This is a genomic window from Shewanella sp. cp20 (genome assembly GCF_000832025.1).
Taxonomy (GTDB): Bacteria; Pseudomonadota; Gammaproteobacteria; order Enterobacterales; family Shewanellaceae; genus Shewanella.
This window is the reverse complement of record NZ_JPII01000017.1, coordinates 515,813-533,067: the sequence shown is the minus strand read 5'-3', so window position 1 is coordinate 533,067 and position 17,255 is coordinate 515,813. Positions and strand designations below refer to the sequence as shown.

Here is a 17,255-nt window from a genome sequence, read left to right as displayed (position 1 = left end):
GTCAACTAAGACAGCGCCTTAACATCAACTCTCAACAAAATAAATAGACCATGCTGAGTCGATGAGAGGCTGTGTCACCACTGGTTCAAGCTTCATAAAACAGATTTGGTCAAACATAATGCCGAGTAAATCTCGTGGATAACAAGGAATCAAAGGCTTAGCAAACTTTTGATGATATTCCCTCAGCAGGTATGTAAATGCCTCTTCGTCACAGCTCAGCGCTAATTCATCACATACCTGAAACCAAATCTTGCGGTAGAGTGACTCATCTAGTGCATCAAAATGGATCTTGTAACCAAGTCGCCGAAGAAATGCTTCATCGACTAACTCTTTAGGATCAAGGTTAGTAGAGAAGAGTAGAATTAGCTCGAATGGGATCTCAAAATGTTCGCCAGACTGTAGGCTCAAAAAATCTCTATGCTCTTCCATCGGTATGATCCAACGGTTAAAGAGTTGTTTCGCACTGATGCGTTGTCGCCCTAAATCATCGAGTAACAAGATGCCATTGTTGGCCTTAAGCTGCAGTGGGGCCATATACGTCCGGCTATGGGCATCAAATTGTACCTCTAGCATTTCACTCGTGAGCTCACCACCAGTGATCCGAAGCGGACGTTGGCATTGAATCCATCTTGGATCATGGCCACTGCCTAAATCTAATGGGTTATTCGTTGCCTCAACTTCGGTGCGATGATGCAATTCAGGGTCAAAGACCTGAATGATTTCATTGCCAATAGCAATCGCATAGGGAATTAACACTGCATCGCCCAAAGTCAGATTTAGGTTGCGACACAGGTAGCTTTTACCTGTTCCAGGTGGGCCGTATATCAATACAGGCCGACTGGAATTCATTGCCGGCCCAATTTTATAGAGTAGGTCTTGCGGTAACACGAGCGCTTTAAGCCCTTGCTCAAGCATCTCATAGGTAATGGGGCGCGCTCTGCTAGATTGTTGTTTACAGATGGGTATGTATTGTTTAAGGGGTACGGGAGCCAGTCCGAGATAACCGCTGCGGCTAAAAACTAACTTTGCGTGAATCTCACCCGTATGACTCAAGGCATAGCGCATCTGGCCATCAGCCGTCGTTTGTCGGTTTTCAACCCAGCCTAGCTTCTTGGCGGTATCGAGCAATTGTTGCAAGATACCTCCCGTTATGCCCATTTTGGCGACCATCAATTCTTTAGTGACTACACCTGCGGTAAATATGTGTTTAACCAATAAATCTAATAATAATGCTTCAGATAAACCTGTATCATCTATGGAAATAGGCTTAGGAGCCAACTTACTCACATCACCAATGTGTTCATGGTCTCTAGGCTGAGATGATGATTGAACATCTACAGAATGACCCATATCCGATTGCAACATAATTAGACTTCCTATCCCAAATAATGACTTAACTGCAAATAGACACTTGGCAAATCATAGTTAATACTGCAAGCCACCAGCCAGCCTATGGCCAATGCCGGTGCATAGGGCACTTTCTGCCCTGCTGCTTCATTAGGCTCAGGTTTAAAGTAGGTTCGGCAATAAATACAGTCCCAATAACGTTTAAGGGTGTTAACAACGCCACTCAACCCCGTGCGCCACAACACGAGTAATACGCTAGTGACAGCGCCTGCGGCGACGCCATATAAGAGACTCCATGCCAAAAGCTCTGGCCCCATTAGGGCACCAATTCCCATCATCAATTTAATATCGCCAGCGCCGAGTAGCCTAAAAATGAAGACAGGAAACAAAATAATAAACGCCAGTGCAAAACCAAAACTGGCTAAGAGTAAACCATTGATTTGTGCATAATATCCGTTGATGGCAAAACCACAGAAAATCGCCGCAAGCGACAAGGCGTTAGGAATGCGATGCGACCTTAAATCTGTGGCGATGGCTATGATGAAAAACAGCGCCGCCAACGTGATTTGAAGTAATAATTGGGCATCTGTCATTGAGATCGTATCTCTTAGATAGGCATTTAACATTATCCAAATAGCATAGGTGCCTAGTATTCAAGCCAAACTAGGCACCTCTATCACAAGCTGAATGCCTTAATTAGTTTGTACAGTCTTGGCTATTACCATTAACAGCAGAGGCTAGACAATCAATCTTATCTGTTGCGTTTTCACCTAATAGGTTAAATGCGGCAATCATCCCGCCCACAACCAGGCCACCGGCAATGGCATATTCCACTGCCGTTAAGCCACTTTCATCTTCAATAAAATCTTTAAATAAGCTTGTAAGGTTCATAGTTATCTCCTAACGACCCAAAGAGGTGCTTTGTATAGCCGCTGAGCTCACAGAAGCGATTACCCATCTATCTTGCCTTGCTATCAGCTTCATCACCTCGTATCCATCAGTGCCATGACTTGCTACCGAATATGTGTTCCTGTTGCCGATTTTTAATCATGACAGGAATAAGCTTCATCACTCGCTACCTAACCTGTCGAACAGCAATATTGGAAAAACTGCATAATCCAACATTGCCGTTACATTTAAGGGTAGCAAAGTTTTCACGATACATAGATTAAAAAACAAACAACTTTAAGAGGATTATTGTGCTATGGGGAGCTAATTTTTATTCAAACCTAGCTAGTTTGGAAAGCTCTTACTAACAAGTAGTTGCGAGATTTTGTCGTAAGAAGAAGACGTAAGACTTGATGATACATTGTGTATTTGACAACGAAAGCCAATATCAAATTTGCCAATCAAGTCAGTCAAAAGTATTAACCAAACAAACACAAAACACTTAGATAGAATATAAAGGTGGTTATAGGCGATGGCCTATAACCCCAAATCTGTAACTGAGGCTCTCTCTGCTAGAGTTGAATTCAACTTGTAGATATCGGGGCGAAATTGCACCACTCCTCCAGTGTCTACCCAAGTCGTTAAATAGGTAATCAGTACGGGTAAAGGCTCAGCGAGCTTATAATACCGCGGCAATTTTTGTGCTAATGCTTCTTTGATAACCACTGGCGACTGATCAGTGTGCCGAGTAAAAAGGTACTTGGCTAAGATGTCAGCTTTTTCTAAACGCACACAGCCATGACTCAAGGCGCGATCTTGACGCGTAAACATTTGCTTTGCGGGCGTGTCATGCAAGTAAATGGCTGCATTATTCGGAATCGAAAATCTATACCGTCCCAATGAATTATTAGCACCTGGTTGCTGAACAAGTTGATACTCGCCCAATAGCGCCGCAATTTGCTTAGAAGAATGGTTTGTTAATGGTAACGCTAAGGAGTGACCCTGAGTCACCTTACGCAGCTCAAATCCGTGGGCGGCAAGATACCCAGGATTTTGACCATTTTTCGGCAGTAACTCACCATATACAATACTTCGAGGTGGAGTCCAGGTTGGATTCAGTGTCACCAGGTTCAGTGTTGTCACCATTTGTGGCGTCGGCGTTTCGGGTTTGCCGACAATCACTCGCATACTCAATACACTGGTATCATTCTCCATTACCTGTAATTGGTACGCAGGAATATTGACCCACAAGTATCGCTCCGGCAATTGAATGGGTAACGCAAACCAACGAAATAACGCTTGGCGCAGATGAGCAATCTTTTGTGAAGGTGATATCTGCAGTGCTTTGCGGGTCGAGCTGTCTAACTCTCCGCTTTCAGGTAGCCCATGCCTTAGTTGAAAATGCTTTATGGCGCTGACCATAGCAGGGTCATAAATCGCCTCTCTATAGGTATTAGACGGTTTAATTGGTAAGTCGCCTAATTGAGTGAGCATCCACCTCAACTTGGCGATTTCGGGCGACCGCTGACCCAAACGGTATTGCCTAGCGGAGATGGCTGGCCATACATACTTTTCAAGCTGTTGATAACGTCTAATTTGTTCACGTAACAGTTGCACCTGCTTGTGCTCAGGTAACATGGTGTCGAGTAGCTCATGAAGCTGCTCAGTTTGCACTGCGCGGCGTAGCTGTTGAATGCTCGACAAGGCTTCATCTCCCTGCCCTAGCCTTAATGTTTTCAGCATTTCAATAAAGAGCTGCGAATATCTATCGTCTAAGTCTCTTGTCACCTGCGCACTCGCCTCATTCGTTGACAAGCCTATCTGCTGCCAAAAACCTAGTTCCTGGGCTAAGGCAAGCATCTCCAGGGTTAACGCCCTGGGCCCTCGCTGATCGAACCAAATAAATTCAGGCTCACTAGTCACGACATGATGGTTTAACGGCGTACCCTGAACCATATTGTCTGCCGCCAGCGCGGATTGACCGATGAAATTCAGGCTAGCGCTAATTAAACAAGCAAAAACGGTCGGGATATAAGATAAGAGCAATTTCATATTGTCGAGCCCATCCTATTCAACAGAAGAAATATAGTGACGGTATCCTCCTGTAACATTATAGGTAAATCACGCCAACCAGCAGTGGTCAGTGCAACGACCTTTCTGGCGGCAAAGAGACAAATTCATCATTACGGTTAGCTCAGGTTTAGTTCAGGCATAGCGCTAAGACAAGATTATTTCTTAATTTAAAAGCTTGAATTATCGTCCTCCAAATCGCCTAAACATCAGAGATAAATTATTCATCTATACTTTACCCAACAGGTAACTAATCGCCTCTTTTATAGATGAGGTCACTTCAATAGGACGATATAACACCATGATAAAAATGGAGTTAACTCGCCAGCAGATACTTCAGCTGACTTTAATTTTGCTGATAATCGTATTACTGCTGGTCATTATCTATCCCGCTTTTACCGTGGCTAATGCTCGTTTTAAACTAAAAACCGAGGTTGAATCTGGTGCGACATTAGCCGAGCGCTATTTATTGCTAGGTGATTGGCCCTCAGGTAATGAAGATGGTTTATTAAATCACTTCAACGACTTTCAGGTTAGAACAAAGGATTCATCAACTGACTCAACACTAATGCCGCCTACGACACTCGATGCGCAAACAGCAAGAGAGCAGGCTGCTCCCCCATTGCCGCATCAATGACGCACTATGAAGGATGATTAAAGAGCGAGATGAGCTGAACGAGGTCAAATGAGGATAGAGATACTTTGAGTATTTCCGCCGCAATCCAATAGAGAGAGACTATGCCTGACGACGCAGAGTTAACCACAACATCGACGAATGCCATCTCACTCAAGCGCACTTTTTTTAGAACGCTAGCCATGCTCATTTTTTTCATGGTCATTGCGATTAACTTTAAACAGTTACTGCAATATTATTCCGCCTTTTCTCTTGCCAATGCCATGACGCGCATCGAAGCTGAGTATCTGCTCACTGAAGGATTATTGTTAGACCTAAGTTATTTTGCGCTTATGGTGTTGATACTCCATGCATGCTGGGCTTTGGTGATCACCCTTTCCTGTCGTCCATGGTTTGCCATCACAGCTAATGACAATGTTAAGACACAGATTTGGTTAGTGTTGTTACTCCTGCATTGCATTTGGGTTCTGTCGGCCAATGCCTATTTCTATCCAACATCATTACTGGGTTTTTTTCGCGGCACGCCGCTGGCGACGGGTATCACCCTAGTCGCCTTGGGGCTCTTACTGTTAGCCAATCTTATCTATGCTTTAATGGGCACACTGGCCAATTACAACAGAGGATTGAGGGCCCTGCTTGTGATTAGCCTATTGATATTTAGCTTTGTGCCTCTCTATGTATTTACCCGCAACACAACGACACCCGTTTTTTCCAACAATAGTGATCAGCCTAATATTGTTGTCATTGGTATTGATGCTTTGCGCCCAGATCATCTTGCCTATCGCGGCGCCGATCCTTCGCTTGCACCAACACTGAATCAACTATTATCAGAGTCTCTGATTTATGAGCGTACCTATACGCCACTGGGACGCACCTTTGTGGCCTGGATGGGAATTTTATCGGGCTTATATCCGACAAATAACGGAGCCAGATTCAACCTTGCACCGCCAGAACTCGTCAGTAAACCCTTCCCCCTATTAGAGCGGCTTGCCGCCAATGGCTATCAGACTACTTATGCCATAGATGAACGTCGCTTCAACCAAATCGATAAGAGTTACGGCTTTGACCGTGTGATTGGTCCTAAGGTGGGCGCCGCCGATGCGATTATAGCGAATGTGGCCGACCTTCCCTTGGTAAACTTGGCAATTAACTTGCCGTTATTGGGTGACTTGTTCCCCTACCTCTATATCAATCGCGCATACGGTAAAACTTACCATCCCTTGCTGTTTAATCATGAGGTGATACACAGCTTATCGGTCGATAAACCCAATTTTTTGGCCGTACATTTCTGTCAGTTACACTGGCCCTTTACCTCAAAAGACTTTATCGAATTAGATAAATCGCGTTGGGATGGTAACTACAACCACTATATGTATGGCGAAATGATTAGAAAAGTCGATATGCAAATTGCCAACTTTATTGCCCAATTACGTCAGGGAGGTCTATTAGACAATGCTGTGGTGTACCTGTTATCGGATCACGGTGAAGGGTTCATGTTGAGTCAAGATAGACTCGCGGCAACCGATACTGAAACGCAAACAGCCGATGCTGCGCAGCCAATGGCGCTCAATGTTGCCGCCTGGGGCCATGGCACCAATGTTTTATCTCAGGAGCAATCGCAAGTGCTGCTCGCGTCATTAAGATATCGAAATGGTAAACCAGTAAATCCAGCAGGCAAAGTCGATGGTTTATTTTCACTAATTGACGTCGCACCCAGCATAGTTGCCAACCTCTCTGCTACAAACGACGAGGCAATGGTATCTGAAAATTTGAAGTTTGACGGTCAGCCACTACCTCAAGATTTAACAGAACCACATACTCCTAGCGACAACCAGCGACATATCTTTGTCGAGTCATCGCTTCCGGTAGCCTCAATTAATACCAGCTTTATCGATGATAAAAAGGTGATGTCAGAAACCGCATCTCATTACGAAATTAGAAAAGATGGTCGCGCTGTGATGAAACCTGAGTCCTATCACAACAATATACGGTTAAAGCAGCGTTCAGTGTATGCCCAGCAATGGCAACTGGTCATGCAACCTAAAGACGAGCGGCTTATCTTAGTCGATACGGCAAACAAACGTTGGTATAACCTCAGTGACTACTCGGGTGATGCGCCTTGGGAAGCTATGCTCGATTCACTATGTCAACACTATCAAGCTGACTTTATTGACACGCCGCGCAGCGAGTGTAGCCTTGCCTTTAAGCAGCGGCTACTCAGCGCCAACACAGATGGCGCTGAGTATGCCAAGGGACAAAATATATCGCCGCCTAAGGTAAAGACTAATCTAGGTAAACACTAGTCTCAGTAAACACTAGCTTCAGTAGACATTAGCCTAGATAAGCATTAATCAGCGACTCGGGTTTAAATTAAATGCTGCGCTTAAAGCATTAAGCGTCTTGTAAAGAACTTAGGTAAGCGGGCACATCGGCGACAGAGTCTAAAACGATGCTGGCGGCGGCAATAGCCTCATCTGTCACCGTTTTACCCGTGCGCACTAAGATTCGGGTCGGCACTCCTGCGGCCTGCGCAGCCAACATGTCGTCACGCTTGTCGCCCACCATGACTGAACGGCTAAGATCTATCTTCAAGAACTGCGCCGCACTCTTGAGCATGCCCGGCTTAGGCTTACGACAATCACAGTCCTGTTTATACTCGCCTATGCCTTTCTCACTGTGATGGGGACAGTAATAGATACCATCAAGGTCGACACCTTTATCGGCGAAGTTCCAATCCATCCATTCGGTCAGACTATGAAACTGATCTTCCGTGTAGAGTCCACGGGCAATACCCGACTGATTAGTCACCACCACCAGCTTATAGCCTTGCTGCTTTAACGCGGCGCACGCTTCGAATACGCCTTCGACATATTCGAAATCATCGACCTGATGCACATAACCATGGTCGACATTAATCACTCCATCTCTATCCAGGAAAACGGCACGATTCACGAAAACTTCCCCAATTCGATTGAACCCAATAATTAGTTGAACAGTATTATCACACTTGAATCAACAAAATGCACCGCACAATCACGAATAAAGTCGAAGGGGACTAGAAATGAATAAAATATACAAATATAGTTAAACCAATCGCTAATAGCTACACAAGAGATAGAGATGCCAGTAAACACCCTTCACTCAATCAGACGCCAACGCCTCATGGATAAGCTCCCCGACGACAGCTTTGTGATTCTTGTCGGTTATCAGCAAAAGGTACGTAGCAAGAACATCAAGTATCACTTTCGCCAAGACAATGATTTTCTTTACCTTACAGGGTTTAACGAGCCTGACGCCGTCGCATTACTCTATCGTGGCCCCCAAAGAGAGATAATCTATACCTTGCTATGTCGCCCAAAAGACCCTCAACAGGAGGTCAGCTTCGGTGCCAGGGCGGGCATTACCGGTGCCATCGAAAAATTCGGCGCGACTCAGGCCTTTGACATCGCCGAACTAGATACCGTGATGGCATCGAATCTCACCCATCAGCGTCAGGTATTTATCAGTGACGAACTGGGCCGCTTTAACCACAAATTAATCGATTGGTGTAACGCCCAGCGCCAAGCCAGCGGTTTCGATACGCCCAAATATTATCGGAGCATCACGCCACTGGCCAAATACCTTCATCCACTTAGGGTGATCAAAGATGAGAGCGAACAAGCGGCAATACGCGCCGCGGTTAACGCTTCTGTCGATGGCCACAAGGCAGTGATGAAGGCCTGCCGCGCAGACATCAATGAGGCGCAGCTGGCCGCAAGCTTTAACTATGCTATCGCCGCACACGGCGCTAACGAGGTCGCCTATCCCAACATAGTAGCGGCGGGCAACAACGCCTGCTGCCTACATTATGAAGAGAACTGCTGTCAGACCCAATCTGGCCAGATGCTGCTGATCGACGCCGGCGCCGAGCTCAACCACTACGCCGCCGATATCACCCGCAGCTATCCGGTCGATGGTAAGTTTACCCAAGCCCAAGGGGCGATCACCAGCTAGTATTGGATGCACTGGATGCCGCTATCGCCAAGGTAACCCCCGGCACGCCATGGAACGAGCTCTATGAGACCTGCATGCAGGTGATGGCCCGCGGCCTCATCGAACTCGGCCTATTACAGGGAAGCTATGAGGAGATCATGGCCAGCGAAAGCTACAAACGCTTCACCGTGCATAAGACGGGGCACTGGCTGGGGATGGATGTCCATGATGTCGGCCCCTATCATGATGAAAACGGCCAGTGGCGTCAGCTTGAGGCGGGGATGATCTTTACCATAGAGCCAGGTATCTATATCCCCGAGTCAGCCACAGATGTGCCCGAAGCCTACCGCGGCATGGGGATCCGCATCGAAGACGATATCTTGGTCACCGCCGACGGCCATGAGAACCTATCAAAACAGGTACCACGTTCCATAGCAGAGATAGAGGCCTTCATGCAGCAAGGCTGATGCTATCAACTCATCATTCTTCGGCAAAAGACTGCTGCTCGGCTCACGTTAGAGTGGCAGTCACCCCCATACCAGTATAAAGCCTCACAAATGTAGACGCTTAATATGACCAAGGCAGGTTACTAATAGGCAGGTTACTAATAAGCACGTCGCCAGTAAGCATGTCGCTAACAGGCACGTCGTTAACAAGCTCGTCGCGAGTAGCCTCGTCGCTTAAATGTTTACCGCGTCTCAGTTGAGATAGCGCCGGCTACCCGCGCCTTGAGTACCGGCAGTAACTCTTCCTCAAACCAAGGGTTGCGCCTAAGCCAGAGGTTATTGCGCGGGCTGGGATGAGGCAGTGGCATGATGTCGGCCCCATGGTGCTGCCAGCCGTATACGCAGGCGGTTACGCCGCCACTTGCTTTGCCGAAATGATAGGCCTGGGCATATTGGCCTATCACCAAGGTGAGGCGAATATCCCTAAGGTGCGCCAATAATTGCTCACGCCATGCTGGCGCGCATTCGGCCCTGGGCGGCAGATCCCCTGAACTCCCCTTACCCGGATAACAAAACCCCATAGGAACAATGGCAAATAGCTTAGGATCGTAAAACTGCGTCCGGCTCACGCCGAGCCAGTCCCTGAGTCTGTCACCGCTGGCATCGTCGAAGGGAAGCCCGCTGGCTGCTGCCCTGGTACCCGGCGCTTGACCAACAATCAGCACCCTGGCGTCCGATGCCGCCTGCAAGACAGGCCGCACCTTGTGGCTAAGGTGCGGCTGGCAGATCTGACAACGGGCAATACGTTTAAGCAGTTGATCTAAGGTTTCCATTCCGGCTCCGACTCACATTCACCTGCTCAGTATAAGGCCGAATACCCAAGCCGGGCGACTCTTCCGCTAGACGCTGTTTTTACACCCAACATCTGCCACTTAAAATCTATCGATACGATAAGGGGTCATATCCACGCCGATGCGCTCCCCTTTTATCGTGTTGGCAACGAGCGATGCGCTAAAGGCGGCCCAAGTTAGGCCCAAATGTTGGTGGCCAAAGGCAAAGAATACCCTGTCACTCTTGGGCGAGGCGCCCAGCACGGGTAGAGAATCGGGCAAGGATGGTCTAAAGCCCATCCAGCGCTCACCTTGGGCGATTTCCGCTCCCGCCAACACATAGGGCAGCAGTGCCTTGGCATGGGGCAGCAAACAATCGGCCCTGGCATCGACCAGGGGCGCCTTGAGCCCACCAAACTCGACTGTACCGGCTAAACAGGTTCCCCGGCGCATAGGCGTGATGATGAACTTACGCTCGAACGACGCCACCGGACGCTGTAAACGGCTCTGCTGGGGCATCATCAAATGATAGCCGCGCTCGGTTTCCAGCGGTACCTTAAAGCCAAGCTGGCGAGCCAGGGGTTTAGACCAGGCGCCGGCGCTGAGTAGCAGCTTATCGCTGGATAAAGTCTTGCCGGCCGCAGTAGCCAATCGGACTCCTTTATCCACCACCGCCACGTCCTGCACCTCTCCGATGACTAATTGACCGCCAAGCGCGATGAAGCGCGCGGCCAGGCGCTCACAAAGCAGCGCGGGATCCGGTGTATGTCCAACCTCGGTAAACCACAGGCCATGAGTGATCTCAGCACTAAGATCAGGCTCCAGTGCCCTCACCTCGTCACCGCTGAGTAGCTTAACCGCCACCCCGGCATCACGATAGCCTTGGTACACCCGCTCAACTTGACTCAATGGCGTCTGCTCAAACACCAACAGGCTCCCCGCCAACTTGAGCAGTTCTGGGCAACCACACTCGTCCACCAGCTGCTGCCAGGCCCCTATGCTGACCTGGTTCAACGCCTTGATGGCCGCCGAGTTATGGGCGCGCCTGGCAGGCAGCATATTAATTAGAAAACGCATGAACCAGGGCAAGGCCTTGAAAAAATAACGCGGCTGAATACGAAATGGCCCAAGAGGATCCAGCAACATGCCGGGCAACTTTGGCAGCATGGCCGGATCGGCCAGCGGAAAGACCTGTTCGGTGGCGAAATGGCCCGCGTTGCCAAATGAGGCGCCTGCGGCGACGCCTTGTTTATCGATAAGGCGCACATTAAAACCCGCCTTTTGCAAGGCGATAGCATTGGCGAGACCGATAACACCTGCGCCTATCACGCTGACATCTACGCCCTCGTCGACGACGCCATCTCGCGATACCCCATCGCAATCTTTCGCGGGCATTTGAAATGATTGGCTGGTCATCTGAGCATAAACCCCTGCTGAAACTGATCCTTAGGATCTAGCATAAACTCATGACGTCCTGTGATAAAGGCGCGTCCACTCACCTCAGGGATCACCGAAGATTTACCATGAAAATCAACCAAGTCCAGCGCCGTGACCGACATGGCGCCATCGACGATACTCTCAATTTTTAAGCGATCGCCCAGGCCCACTTCTCCTTTGGCCTGCAGCAAGGCGATACGACCGGCCACCCCAGTGCCAGTGGGCGAGCGATCCACCTCGCCATCGGCAAAGACGCACACGTGGCGTGAATGCGCATCTGTCGAGGTGGTTTTATTCGAGGTAAAGATCGTACCGTAAAGGAAACCCAAATCTTCCTCCAAGGGATGCACCAAAGGATGCTGTGCCATCACGGCATGCTTAATGCGCCGCCCCCAGTCGATAAGCTGCGCCACATTATCTGGCGCGCAGCTTAGTCCCAAGGCATCGGCATCGACATAGGCGTAGTAGGCGCCGCCAAAGCCGATGTCGTAGTCCACCTCGCCTATGCCGTCGACGGTTACGCGGCAATCGAGCGCCTCGGCCCAGGAGGGCACATTACGAAAGCTCACCTTGAGCTCGCCCGCGCCATCGCGACAGGCCCAGGCATGGATAAGCCCGGCCGGCGCATCTATCTTTATCTCCCTTGGCGTATCGCCCAGCGCTAAGGTGCCCGTCTCCACCGCGACCGTGACTAACGCCAAGATGCCATGACCACACATGCTGCTATAGCCTTCGTTATGCAGAAACAACACGCCGAAATCGGCACCTGGAGTAATGGGCGCGGTAATGATGGCGCCATACATGTCGGCATGCCCCCTGGGTTCGTGCATCAAGAGTTTACGATAATGATCCAGATGCGCCGTGAGGTAGCGACGCTTGGCCAAGATAGTGTCACCTGGGATCTCGGGATAGCCCTCAAGCAAGATACGCAGCGGCTCGCCTTCGGTGTGGGCATCAAGGGTCTTAAATCGGGTACAAGATTCCAGAAAGCTAGGACTTAAATCTAATAGGCGCATTGAGACTTCCTTTGTTATCGTTTGTATGCAATATATAGTATTTACCGATGAGAGATAAAAACATAAATAGCGGCAATCTCACCAAGGGGCTTTTCTTCCCCTCAAAATTGTATACAATATACTATAACTTTTTGGTAAACGCCAAAACTTGATATCACTTTTTTAGCCGCGCGCGTTGCACGGCAATATCTATAGAGGTCTGAACATGAAAGTAAACTGGCAAGGTGTATTCCCAGCAATTTCTACCCAATTTAATGACGACGGTTCGATTAACTATGAGTCGAACGCGAGAATGCTGGAAGACCTCATTCGTGACGGTATCGACGGGGTAATTGCCCTGGGCACCATAGGTGAAAATGCCTCCCTGTCTGCCGAAGAGAAGCGTGAATTTATCAAGCACACGGTAGAGACGGTCAATGGCCGTATTCTGGTGCTGTCTGGCTGCACCGAGAACACGGCGCAGCAGGCAGCCAGCTATGCCCAAGATGTCGAGGCGCTTGGCGTCGACGGCTTGATGCTACTCCCCGCCATGATCTACCGCGGCACAGACCGCGAGGTGATCGCCCATTACCAACATGTGGCGCGCTCGACCAAGTTGCCTATCATGATCTACAACAATCCTGTGGGTTATGGCGTCGACATCAACCTTGAAATGACCGCCATTCTGGCCGAAGAGCCAAACATAGTCGCCATCAAGGAATCGACCACAGATACCCGCCGCCTCACCGAACTACAGAGCCGCTTCGGCGATCGTTTCAATATTCTTTGCGGCGTCGACGATATCGCCCTGGAGAGCATTTTGTTGGGCGCCACGGGTTGGATCTCTGGCCTGACCAACGTCTTCCCGAGAGAATCTGTTACTCTGTTTAAACTGGCCCGCGCCGGCCGTATCGAGGAAGCCCGTGAGATCTATCGCTGGTTCATGCCACTGCTTCGCCTGGACACGATTCCGACACTGGTACAGTGCATCAAGTTTGCCGAGCAGATCGTCGGCCGCGGCAGCGAAAATGTGCGCCTGCCTCGCATGACCTTAATTGGTGAAGAGCGTGCCTATGTGGAAAAAGTGATGGCCGAGGCATTGGCGACACGCCTGGATCTCGACAAATATAACCTCAACTAATTTCAGGGGAGTATGGCATAGATGTTAAAAGGTACCTTCTTTTGCGTCGATGCTCATACCTGCGGCAACCCGGTCCGTTTGGTCACCAGTGGCCATCCGGATCTCGAGGGCCGCACTATGAGCGAGAAGCGCCAGCATTTCCTGGCGCAATATGACTGGATCCGCAAGGCGCTGATGTTTGAGCCCAGGGGCCACGACATGATGTCTGGCGCCTTCCTCTATCCCCCCTGTAGCGACAACGCCGATGCGGCCATCTTGTTTATCGAAACCAGCGGCTGTCTGCCCATGTGTGGCCACGGCACCATAGGCACCATCACGGCGGCATTGGAATCGGGCCTGTTAACCCCCAAAACCCCGGGGAAACTCACCATAGACGTCCCCGCCGGTCAGATACGGGTCGAGTATCAGCAGACAGGTGCCAAGGTCGATTGGGTCAAGATATTTAACGTGCCCGCCTATCTGGCGCACAAAGATGTGGTGCTGGACATTCCCGGCCTTGGCCCACTGAAGATAGATGTCTCCTACGGCGGTAACTATTACGCCATCGTCGACCCCCAAGCTAACTTTCCCGGCCTGCGCCACTGGAGCGCCGGTGACATACTGCGCTGGAGCCCTATCGTACGCAAGATTGCCCACAAGGAACTTAGCTGTATCCACCCGGACGATCCCACGGTCAACGGCGTCTCCCATGTACTCTGGACAGGTGACACCATCAGCCAGGGCTCCAATGGCGCCAATGCCGTCTTCTATGGCGACAAGGCGATTGACCGCTCGCCATGTGGCACTGGCACCAGCGCGCGCCTGGCACAGCTCTACAGCCGCGGCGAGCTAAAGGTCGGCGATGAATACACGCACGAGAGCATCATCGGCAGCCAGTTTGTCGGTCGCATCGAGGCCGCCACCAAGGTAGGCGAATTCGATGCCATCAAGCCCAGCATCAAGGGGTGGGCGCGGATCACGGGCCACAATGCCATCACGGTCGACGATGACGACCCCTACGCCTTCGGCTTTCAGGTGATCTAAAGGCCAGCAATAAGGACAATAGCAAGGACAAGATAAATGACATCAAGCATCACCAACAGATTAACCGGCCAACATTACATTAATGGTGAGTGGCAGGGCGAATCCTCAGCCTTTAATAGCTTTAACCCCGTCAGCAATAGCCCTATCGATTGGTCATTTGCCTGCGCGAGTAAGCGGCAGGTCGAGCAGGCGACACAGGCGGCTAAGCAGGCCTTTAGTAGCTATCGTAACAAGAGTGATAACGACCGCGCCGCCTTTCTCAATGCAATTGCCGACAATATAGAGGCCGATCGTGAGGCGATTATCGAGGCGGCTCACCTTGAGACCGGCCTGCCGCTGGCCAGACTGCAAGGGGAAACCGGGCGTACCTGCGGCCAGCTGCGCCTGTTTGCCCAGAACCTACTTAATCCTATCGAGCAATCGATTGCCGACATGGCACAGCCCGAACGTCAGCCATTGCCAAAGGCCGATACCCGACTTGGGCGGGTCGCCCTGGGGCCGATCGCCGTCTTTGGCGCGTCAAACTTCCCGCTGGCGTTTTCTACCGCAGGAGGCGATACCGCCTCGGCCCTGGCCGCCGGTTGTCCGGTGATCGTCAAGGGTCACCCAGCACATCCCGCCACCACCGAGCTGGTGACCCGGGCGATAGACAAGGCCATCAAGGCCTGTGACATGCCCGCCGGGGTATTTGGCCTGCTGCAGGGCCATACGCCTGAGGTCTCAACCCTTCTGGTTGATGCGCCAGCGATTAAGGCGGTCGGCTTTACCGGCTCGCTTAAGGTTGGTCGTATCCTGGCCGATCGCTGCGCCGCGCGCCCAGAGCCTATCCCCTTCTACGGCGAGCTAGGCTCCACCAACCCACAGTTTCTGCTTCCCGGCATACTCGAGGCTCAAGCCGAGACACTTGCCGAAACCCAGGTACAATCTATGATGATGGGCCACGGCCAGTTCTGCACCAGCCCTGGGGTGATAGTCGCCATCAAGGGCGAGGCCCTAACCCGCTACTGTGACAGGCTCAGCCAGACCCTGGCGGAGCAAGGCGCCAGTGCCATGCTGACACCAGGTATCGCTAAGACCTACCAGCAGCAGACGGAGGCGCTACTGGCCCGCCCAGCGCTTACCCTACTCGCCCAAGGCAAGGCGGCCGAAGCCAGCCATCATACCCGCCCGGCTGCGGTTAAGCTTGATGCAGACGTGTATCTCGCCGACGACAGCCTGCAGCAGGAGGTCTTTGGGCCTTTCGCCTTAGTGGTCGAGTGTGAGGATGCGCACCAGATGCAAGCCGTTGCCGAACAGCTCGACGGGCAGCTTACCGCCACACTTCATGGGAACGACAACGACTGGGCCCAGGTCCATAGCCTGGTCGATGCCATCAGCCATCGCGTCGGTCGGCTCATCTTCAACCAGATGCCCACGGGCGTCGAGGTGTGCCACTCGATGAACCATGGTGGCCCCTACCCGGCCAGCACCGATAGCCGAAGCACCTCGGTGGGCAGCATGGCAATTCACCGCTGGATGCGACCCATCTGCTATCAGAACATGCCCGCGGCATTGTTGCCCGACGCACTAAGAGACGATCAAACACTCCTAAAGCGCTTCTAACAGGCATATTAAATAAAGGGAAACCACGGTTTCCCTTTATTTATAGTGCTATAAGCGGTAATCTTATGCGGATCACATATAATAACGAAAAGACATTACGGGAACTATGAGCCGAACAACTCCAATCGTTCATAAAACGCGCACCCAGGTCGTGGTGGAAGTCTTAAGAGAGAAAATCCTTTCAGGCGAAATTGCCGCCGGCGAACCTTTACGCCAGAGCGCCTTAGCCGAGGCACTGAACGTCAGTCGTATCCCGGTCAGAGAAGCCCTGCTGCAACTCGAAGCCGAAGGACTCGTAAAGTTTGAAGCCCACAAGGGCGCTACTGCCACCGAATTGTCGGTCGATCAGGTTTCCGAGCTGTTTGAGTTAAGAGCCCTTATCGAAACCGATCTGCTTGCCAAGGCGATCCCGAATCTCGATGAGGAGATGCTGGCACAGGCTCAGGGTTACCTGGATGAACTGGAGGCAGCCTTCCAAAAGGAAGACGCCGTGAGCAGCTGGAGCGAACTCAATACCAAGTTCCATTCCTGCCTTTATCAGGCGGCCAATCGTCCTCATACCATGGAAGTGGTACACGGTCTAAATACCAACTGTGATCGCTACATTCGTCTACAGCTGCTGCTGGCTGGCGGCATTCCCAGAGCGGCGCAAGACCACAGAGACTTGCTGACCTATTGTCGCAATCAAGAGATCGACAAGGCCGTCACGCTACTGAGAGACCATATATTACATGCAGCCAACGCCATACGTGAGCTGGTTGCCCAACAGGTGAGCTAAATCACTGTAGCTTGCTTGACTTATTGCTAGGCTTATTAGATTAGTTTGATAAGGCAGAGCTGATGTACTCTGCCTTTTTATTTTTGAGAGAA

General features: G+C 50.7%; 14 protein-coding genes and 1 pseudogene. 7 read left to right on the top strand and 8 right to left on the bottom strand.

The window, feature by feature from the left end; all coding sequences use genetic code 11:
- Positions 1 to 24: 24 nt before the first annotated feature.
- The 4 genes from DB48_RS06885 to DB48_RS06870 all read right to left on the bottom strand — a co-directional run bounded on the left by DB48_RS06885 (position 25) and on the right by DB48_RS06870 (position 4,287).
- Complete coding sequence (locus tag DB48_RS06885) at positions 25 to 1,365, bottom strand: AAA family ATPase (protein ID WP_200890544.1); 1,341 nt, start codon at positions 1,363 to 1,365, stop codon at positions 25 to 27.
- Between the two features lie 11 nt (positions 1,366 to 1,376).
- The gene (locus DB48_RS06880) at positions 1,377 to 1,940 is read right to left on the bottom strand and encodes an A24 family peptidase (RefSeq protein ID WP_041509515.1); all 564 of its coding nucleotides are present in this window, start codon (positions 1,938 to 1,940) and stop codon (positions 1,377 to 1,379) included.
- A gap of 103 nt (positions 1,941 to 2,043) precedes the next feature.
- A complete protein-coding gene (locus DB48_RS06875) occupies positions 2,044 to 2,238 on the bottom strand; it encodes a Flp family type IVb pilin (RefSeq protein WP_041509514.1) in 195 nt (64 codons plus the stop codon).
- A gap of 534 nt (positions 2,239 to 2,772) precedes the next feature.
- Positions 2,773 to 4,287, bottom strand: a complete 1,515-nt coding sequence (locus tag DB48_RS06870; protein ID WP_052813681.1) for a L,D-transpeptidase family protein — start codon at positions 4,285 to 4,287, stop codon at positions 2,773 to 2,775.
- A gap of 319 nt (positions 4,288 to 4,606) precedes the next feature.
- Here DB48_RS06870 and DB48_RS19655 point away from each other — a divergent pair, with 319 nt between their 5' ends.
- Complete coding sequence (locus DB48_RS19655; RefSeq protein ID WP_052813680.1) at positions 4,607 to 4,942, top strand: hypothetical protein; 336 nt, start codon at positions 4,607 to 4,609, stop codon at positions 4,940 to 4,942.
- Between the two features lie 101 nt (positions 4,943 to 5,043).
- Complete coding sequence (locus DB48_RS06860; RefSeq protein WP_082035597.1) at positions 5,044 to 7,242, top strand: sulfatase-like hydrolase/transferase; 2,199 nt, start codon at positions 5,044 to 5,046, stop codon at positions 7,240 to 7,242.
- An 88-nt stretch (positions 7,243 to 7,330) separates the two neighbouring features.
- Here the strand turns inward: DB48_RS06860 and gmhB are convergent, their stop codons facing one another.
- Positions 7,331 to 7,891 (bottom strand): D-glycero-beta-D-manno-heptose 1,7-bisphosphate 7-phosphatase, encoded by a 561-nt coding sequence (gene gmhB / locus DB48_RS06855; protein ID WP_152619109.1) that lies wholly within the window; start codon positions 7,889 to 7,891, stop codon positions 7,331 to 7,333.
- Positions 7,892 to 8,059: 168 nt separating this feature from the next.
- Between gmhB and DB48_RS06850 the strand changes: the two are divergent.
- Positions 8,060 to 9,378 (top strand): annotated as a pseudogene (locus DB48_RS06850) (aminopeptidase P N-terminal domain-containing protein).
- Between the two features lie 221 nt (positions 9,379 to 9,599).
- On the opposite strand, the gene DB48_RS06845 reads toward DB48_RS06850, so the two are convergent.
- The 3 genes from DB48_RS06845 to DB48_RS06835 all read right to left on the bottom strand — a co-directional run bounded on the left by DB48_RS06845 (position 9,600) and on the right by DB48_RS06835 (position 12,640).
- Positions 9,600 to 10,190: a uracil-DNA glycosylase family protein gene (locus tag DB48_RS06845; protein ID WP_041509512.1), complete on the bottom strand. Its 591-nt coding sequence runs from the start codon at positions 10,188 to 10,190 to the stop codon at positions 9,600 to 9,602.
- A 99-nt stretch (positions 10,191 to 10,289) separates the two neighbouring features.
- Positions 10,290 to 11,582: an NAD(P)/FAD-dependent oxidoreductase gene (locus DB48_RS06840; RefSeq protein ID WP_052813694.1), complete on the bottom strand. Its 1,293-nt coding sequence runs from the start codon at positions 11,580 to 11,582 to the stop codon at positions 10,290 to 10,292.
- 17 nt (positions 11,583 to 11,599) lie between these two features.
- Positions 11,600 to 12,640 carry a proline racemase family protein gene (locus DB48_RS06835; RefSeq protein WP_041509511.1) on the bottom strand — a complete coding sequence of 347 codons (1,041 nt, stop codon included), beginning with the start codon at positions 12,638 to 12,640 and terminating at the stop codon, positions 11,600 to 11,602.
- Between the two features lie 205 nt (positions 12,641 to 12,845).
- Here DB48_RS06835 and dapA point away from each other — a divergent pair, with 205 nt between their 5' ends.
- From dapA to DB48_RS06815, 4 genes are all read left to right on the top strand, one after another.
- Positions 12,846 to 13,760 carry a 4-hydroxy-tetrahydrodipicolinate synthase gene (gene dapA, locus DB48_RS06830; protein ID WP_041509510.1) on the top strand — a complete coding sequence of 305 codons (915 nt, stop codon included), beginning with the start codon at positions 12,846 to 12,848 and terminating at the stop codon, positions 13,758 to 13,760.
- Positions 13,761 to 13,781: 21 nt separating this feature from the next.
- On the top strand, positions 13,782 to 14,783 hold the full coding sequence (locus DB48_RS06825; protein WP_041509509.1) for a 4-hydroxyproline epimerase: 1,002 nt from the start codon (positions 13,782 to 13,784) through the stop codon (positions 14,781 to 14,783).
- Between the two features lie 36 nt (positions 14,784 to 14,819).
- Entirely contained in the window at positions 14,820 to 16,385 is a 1,566-nt protein-coding gene (locus DB48_RS06820; protein WP_041509508.1) for an aldehyde dehydrogenase (NADP(+)), read from the top strand.
- Between the two features lie 106 nt (positions 16,386 to 16,491).
- Positions 16,492 to 17,163: a GntR family transcriptional regulator gene (locus DB48_RS06815; RefSeq protein WP_041509507.1), complete on the top strand. Its 672-nt coding sequence runs from the start codon at positions 16,492 to 16,494 to the stop codon at positions 17,161 to 17,163.
- Positions 17,164 to 17,255 lie beyond the last annotated feature (92 nt).

Excerpts from the sequence above, each read along its gene's own strand:
- DB48_RS06845 (WP_041509512.1), bottom strand. The coding sequence starts at position 10,190 with ATGGAAACCTTAGATCAACTGCTTAAACGTATTGCCCGTTGTCAGATC.
- DB48_RS06875 (WP_041509514.1), bottom strand. The coding sequence starts at position 2,238 with ATGAACCTTACAAGCTTATTTAAAGATTTTATTGAAGATGAAAGTGGC.
- DB48_RS06815 (WP_041509507.1), top strand. The coding sequence starts at position 16,492 with ATGAGCCGAACAACTCCAATCGTTCATAAAACGCGCACCCAGGTCGTG.
- DB48_RS19655 (WP_052813680.1), top strand. The coding sequence starts at position 4,607 with ATGATAAAAATGGAGTTAACTCGCCAGCAGATACTTCAGCTGACTTTA.
- DB48_RS06860 (WP_082035597.1), top strand. The coding sequence starts at position 5,044 with ATGCCTGACGACGCAGAGTTAACCACAACATCGACGAATGCCATCTCA.
- DB48_RS06880 (WP_041509515.1), bottom strand. The coding sequence starts at position 1,940 with ATGACAGATGCCCAATTATTACTTCAAATCACGTTGGCGGCGCTGTTT.
- dapA (WP_041509510.1), top strand. The coding sequence starts at position 12,846 with ATGAAAGTAAACTGGCAAGGTGTATTCCCAGCAATTTCTACCCAATTT.
- DB48_RS06885 (WP_200890544.1), bottom strand. The coding sequence starts at position 1,365 with ATGTTGCAATCGGATATGGGTCATTCTGTAGATGTTCAATCATCATCT.
- DB48_RS06825 (WP_041509509.1), top strand. The coding sequence starts at position 13,782 with ATGTTAAAAGGTACCTTCTTTTGCGTCGATGCTCATACCTGCGGCAAC.
- DB48_RS06835 (WP_041509511.1), bottom strand. The coding sequence starts at position 12,640 with ATGCGCCTATTAGATTTAAGTCCTAGCTTTCTGGAATCTTGTACCCGA.
- DB48_RS06840 (WP_052813694.1), bottom strand. The coding sequence starts at position 11,582 with ATGCCCGCGAAAGATTGCGATGGGGTATCGCGAGATGGCGTCGTCGAC.
- DB48_RS06820 (WP_041509508.1), top strand. The coding sequence starts at position 14,820 with ATGACATCAAGCATCACCAACAGATTAACCGGCCAACATTACATTAAT.
- DB48_RS06870 (WP_052813681.1), bottom strand. The coding sequence starts at position 4,287 with ATGAAATTGCTCTTATCTTATATCCCGACCGTTTTTGCTTGTTTAATT.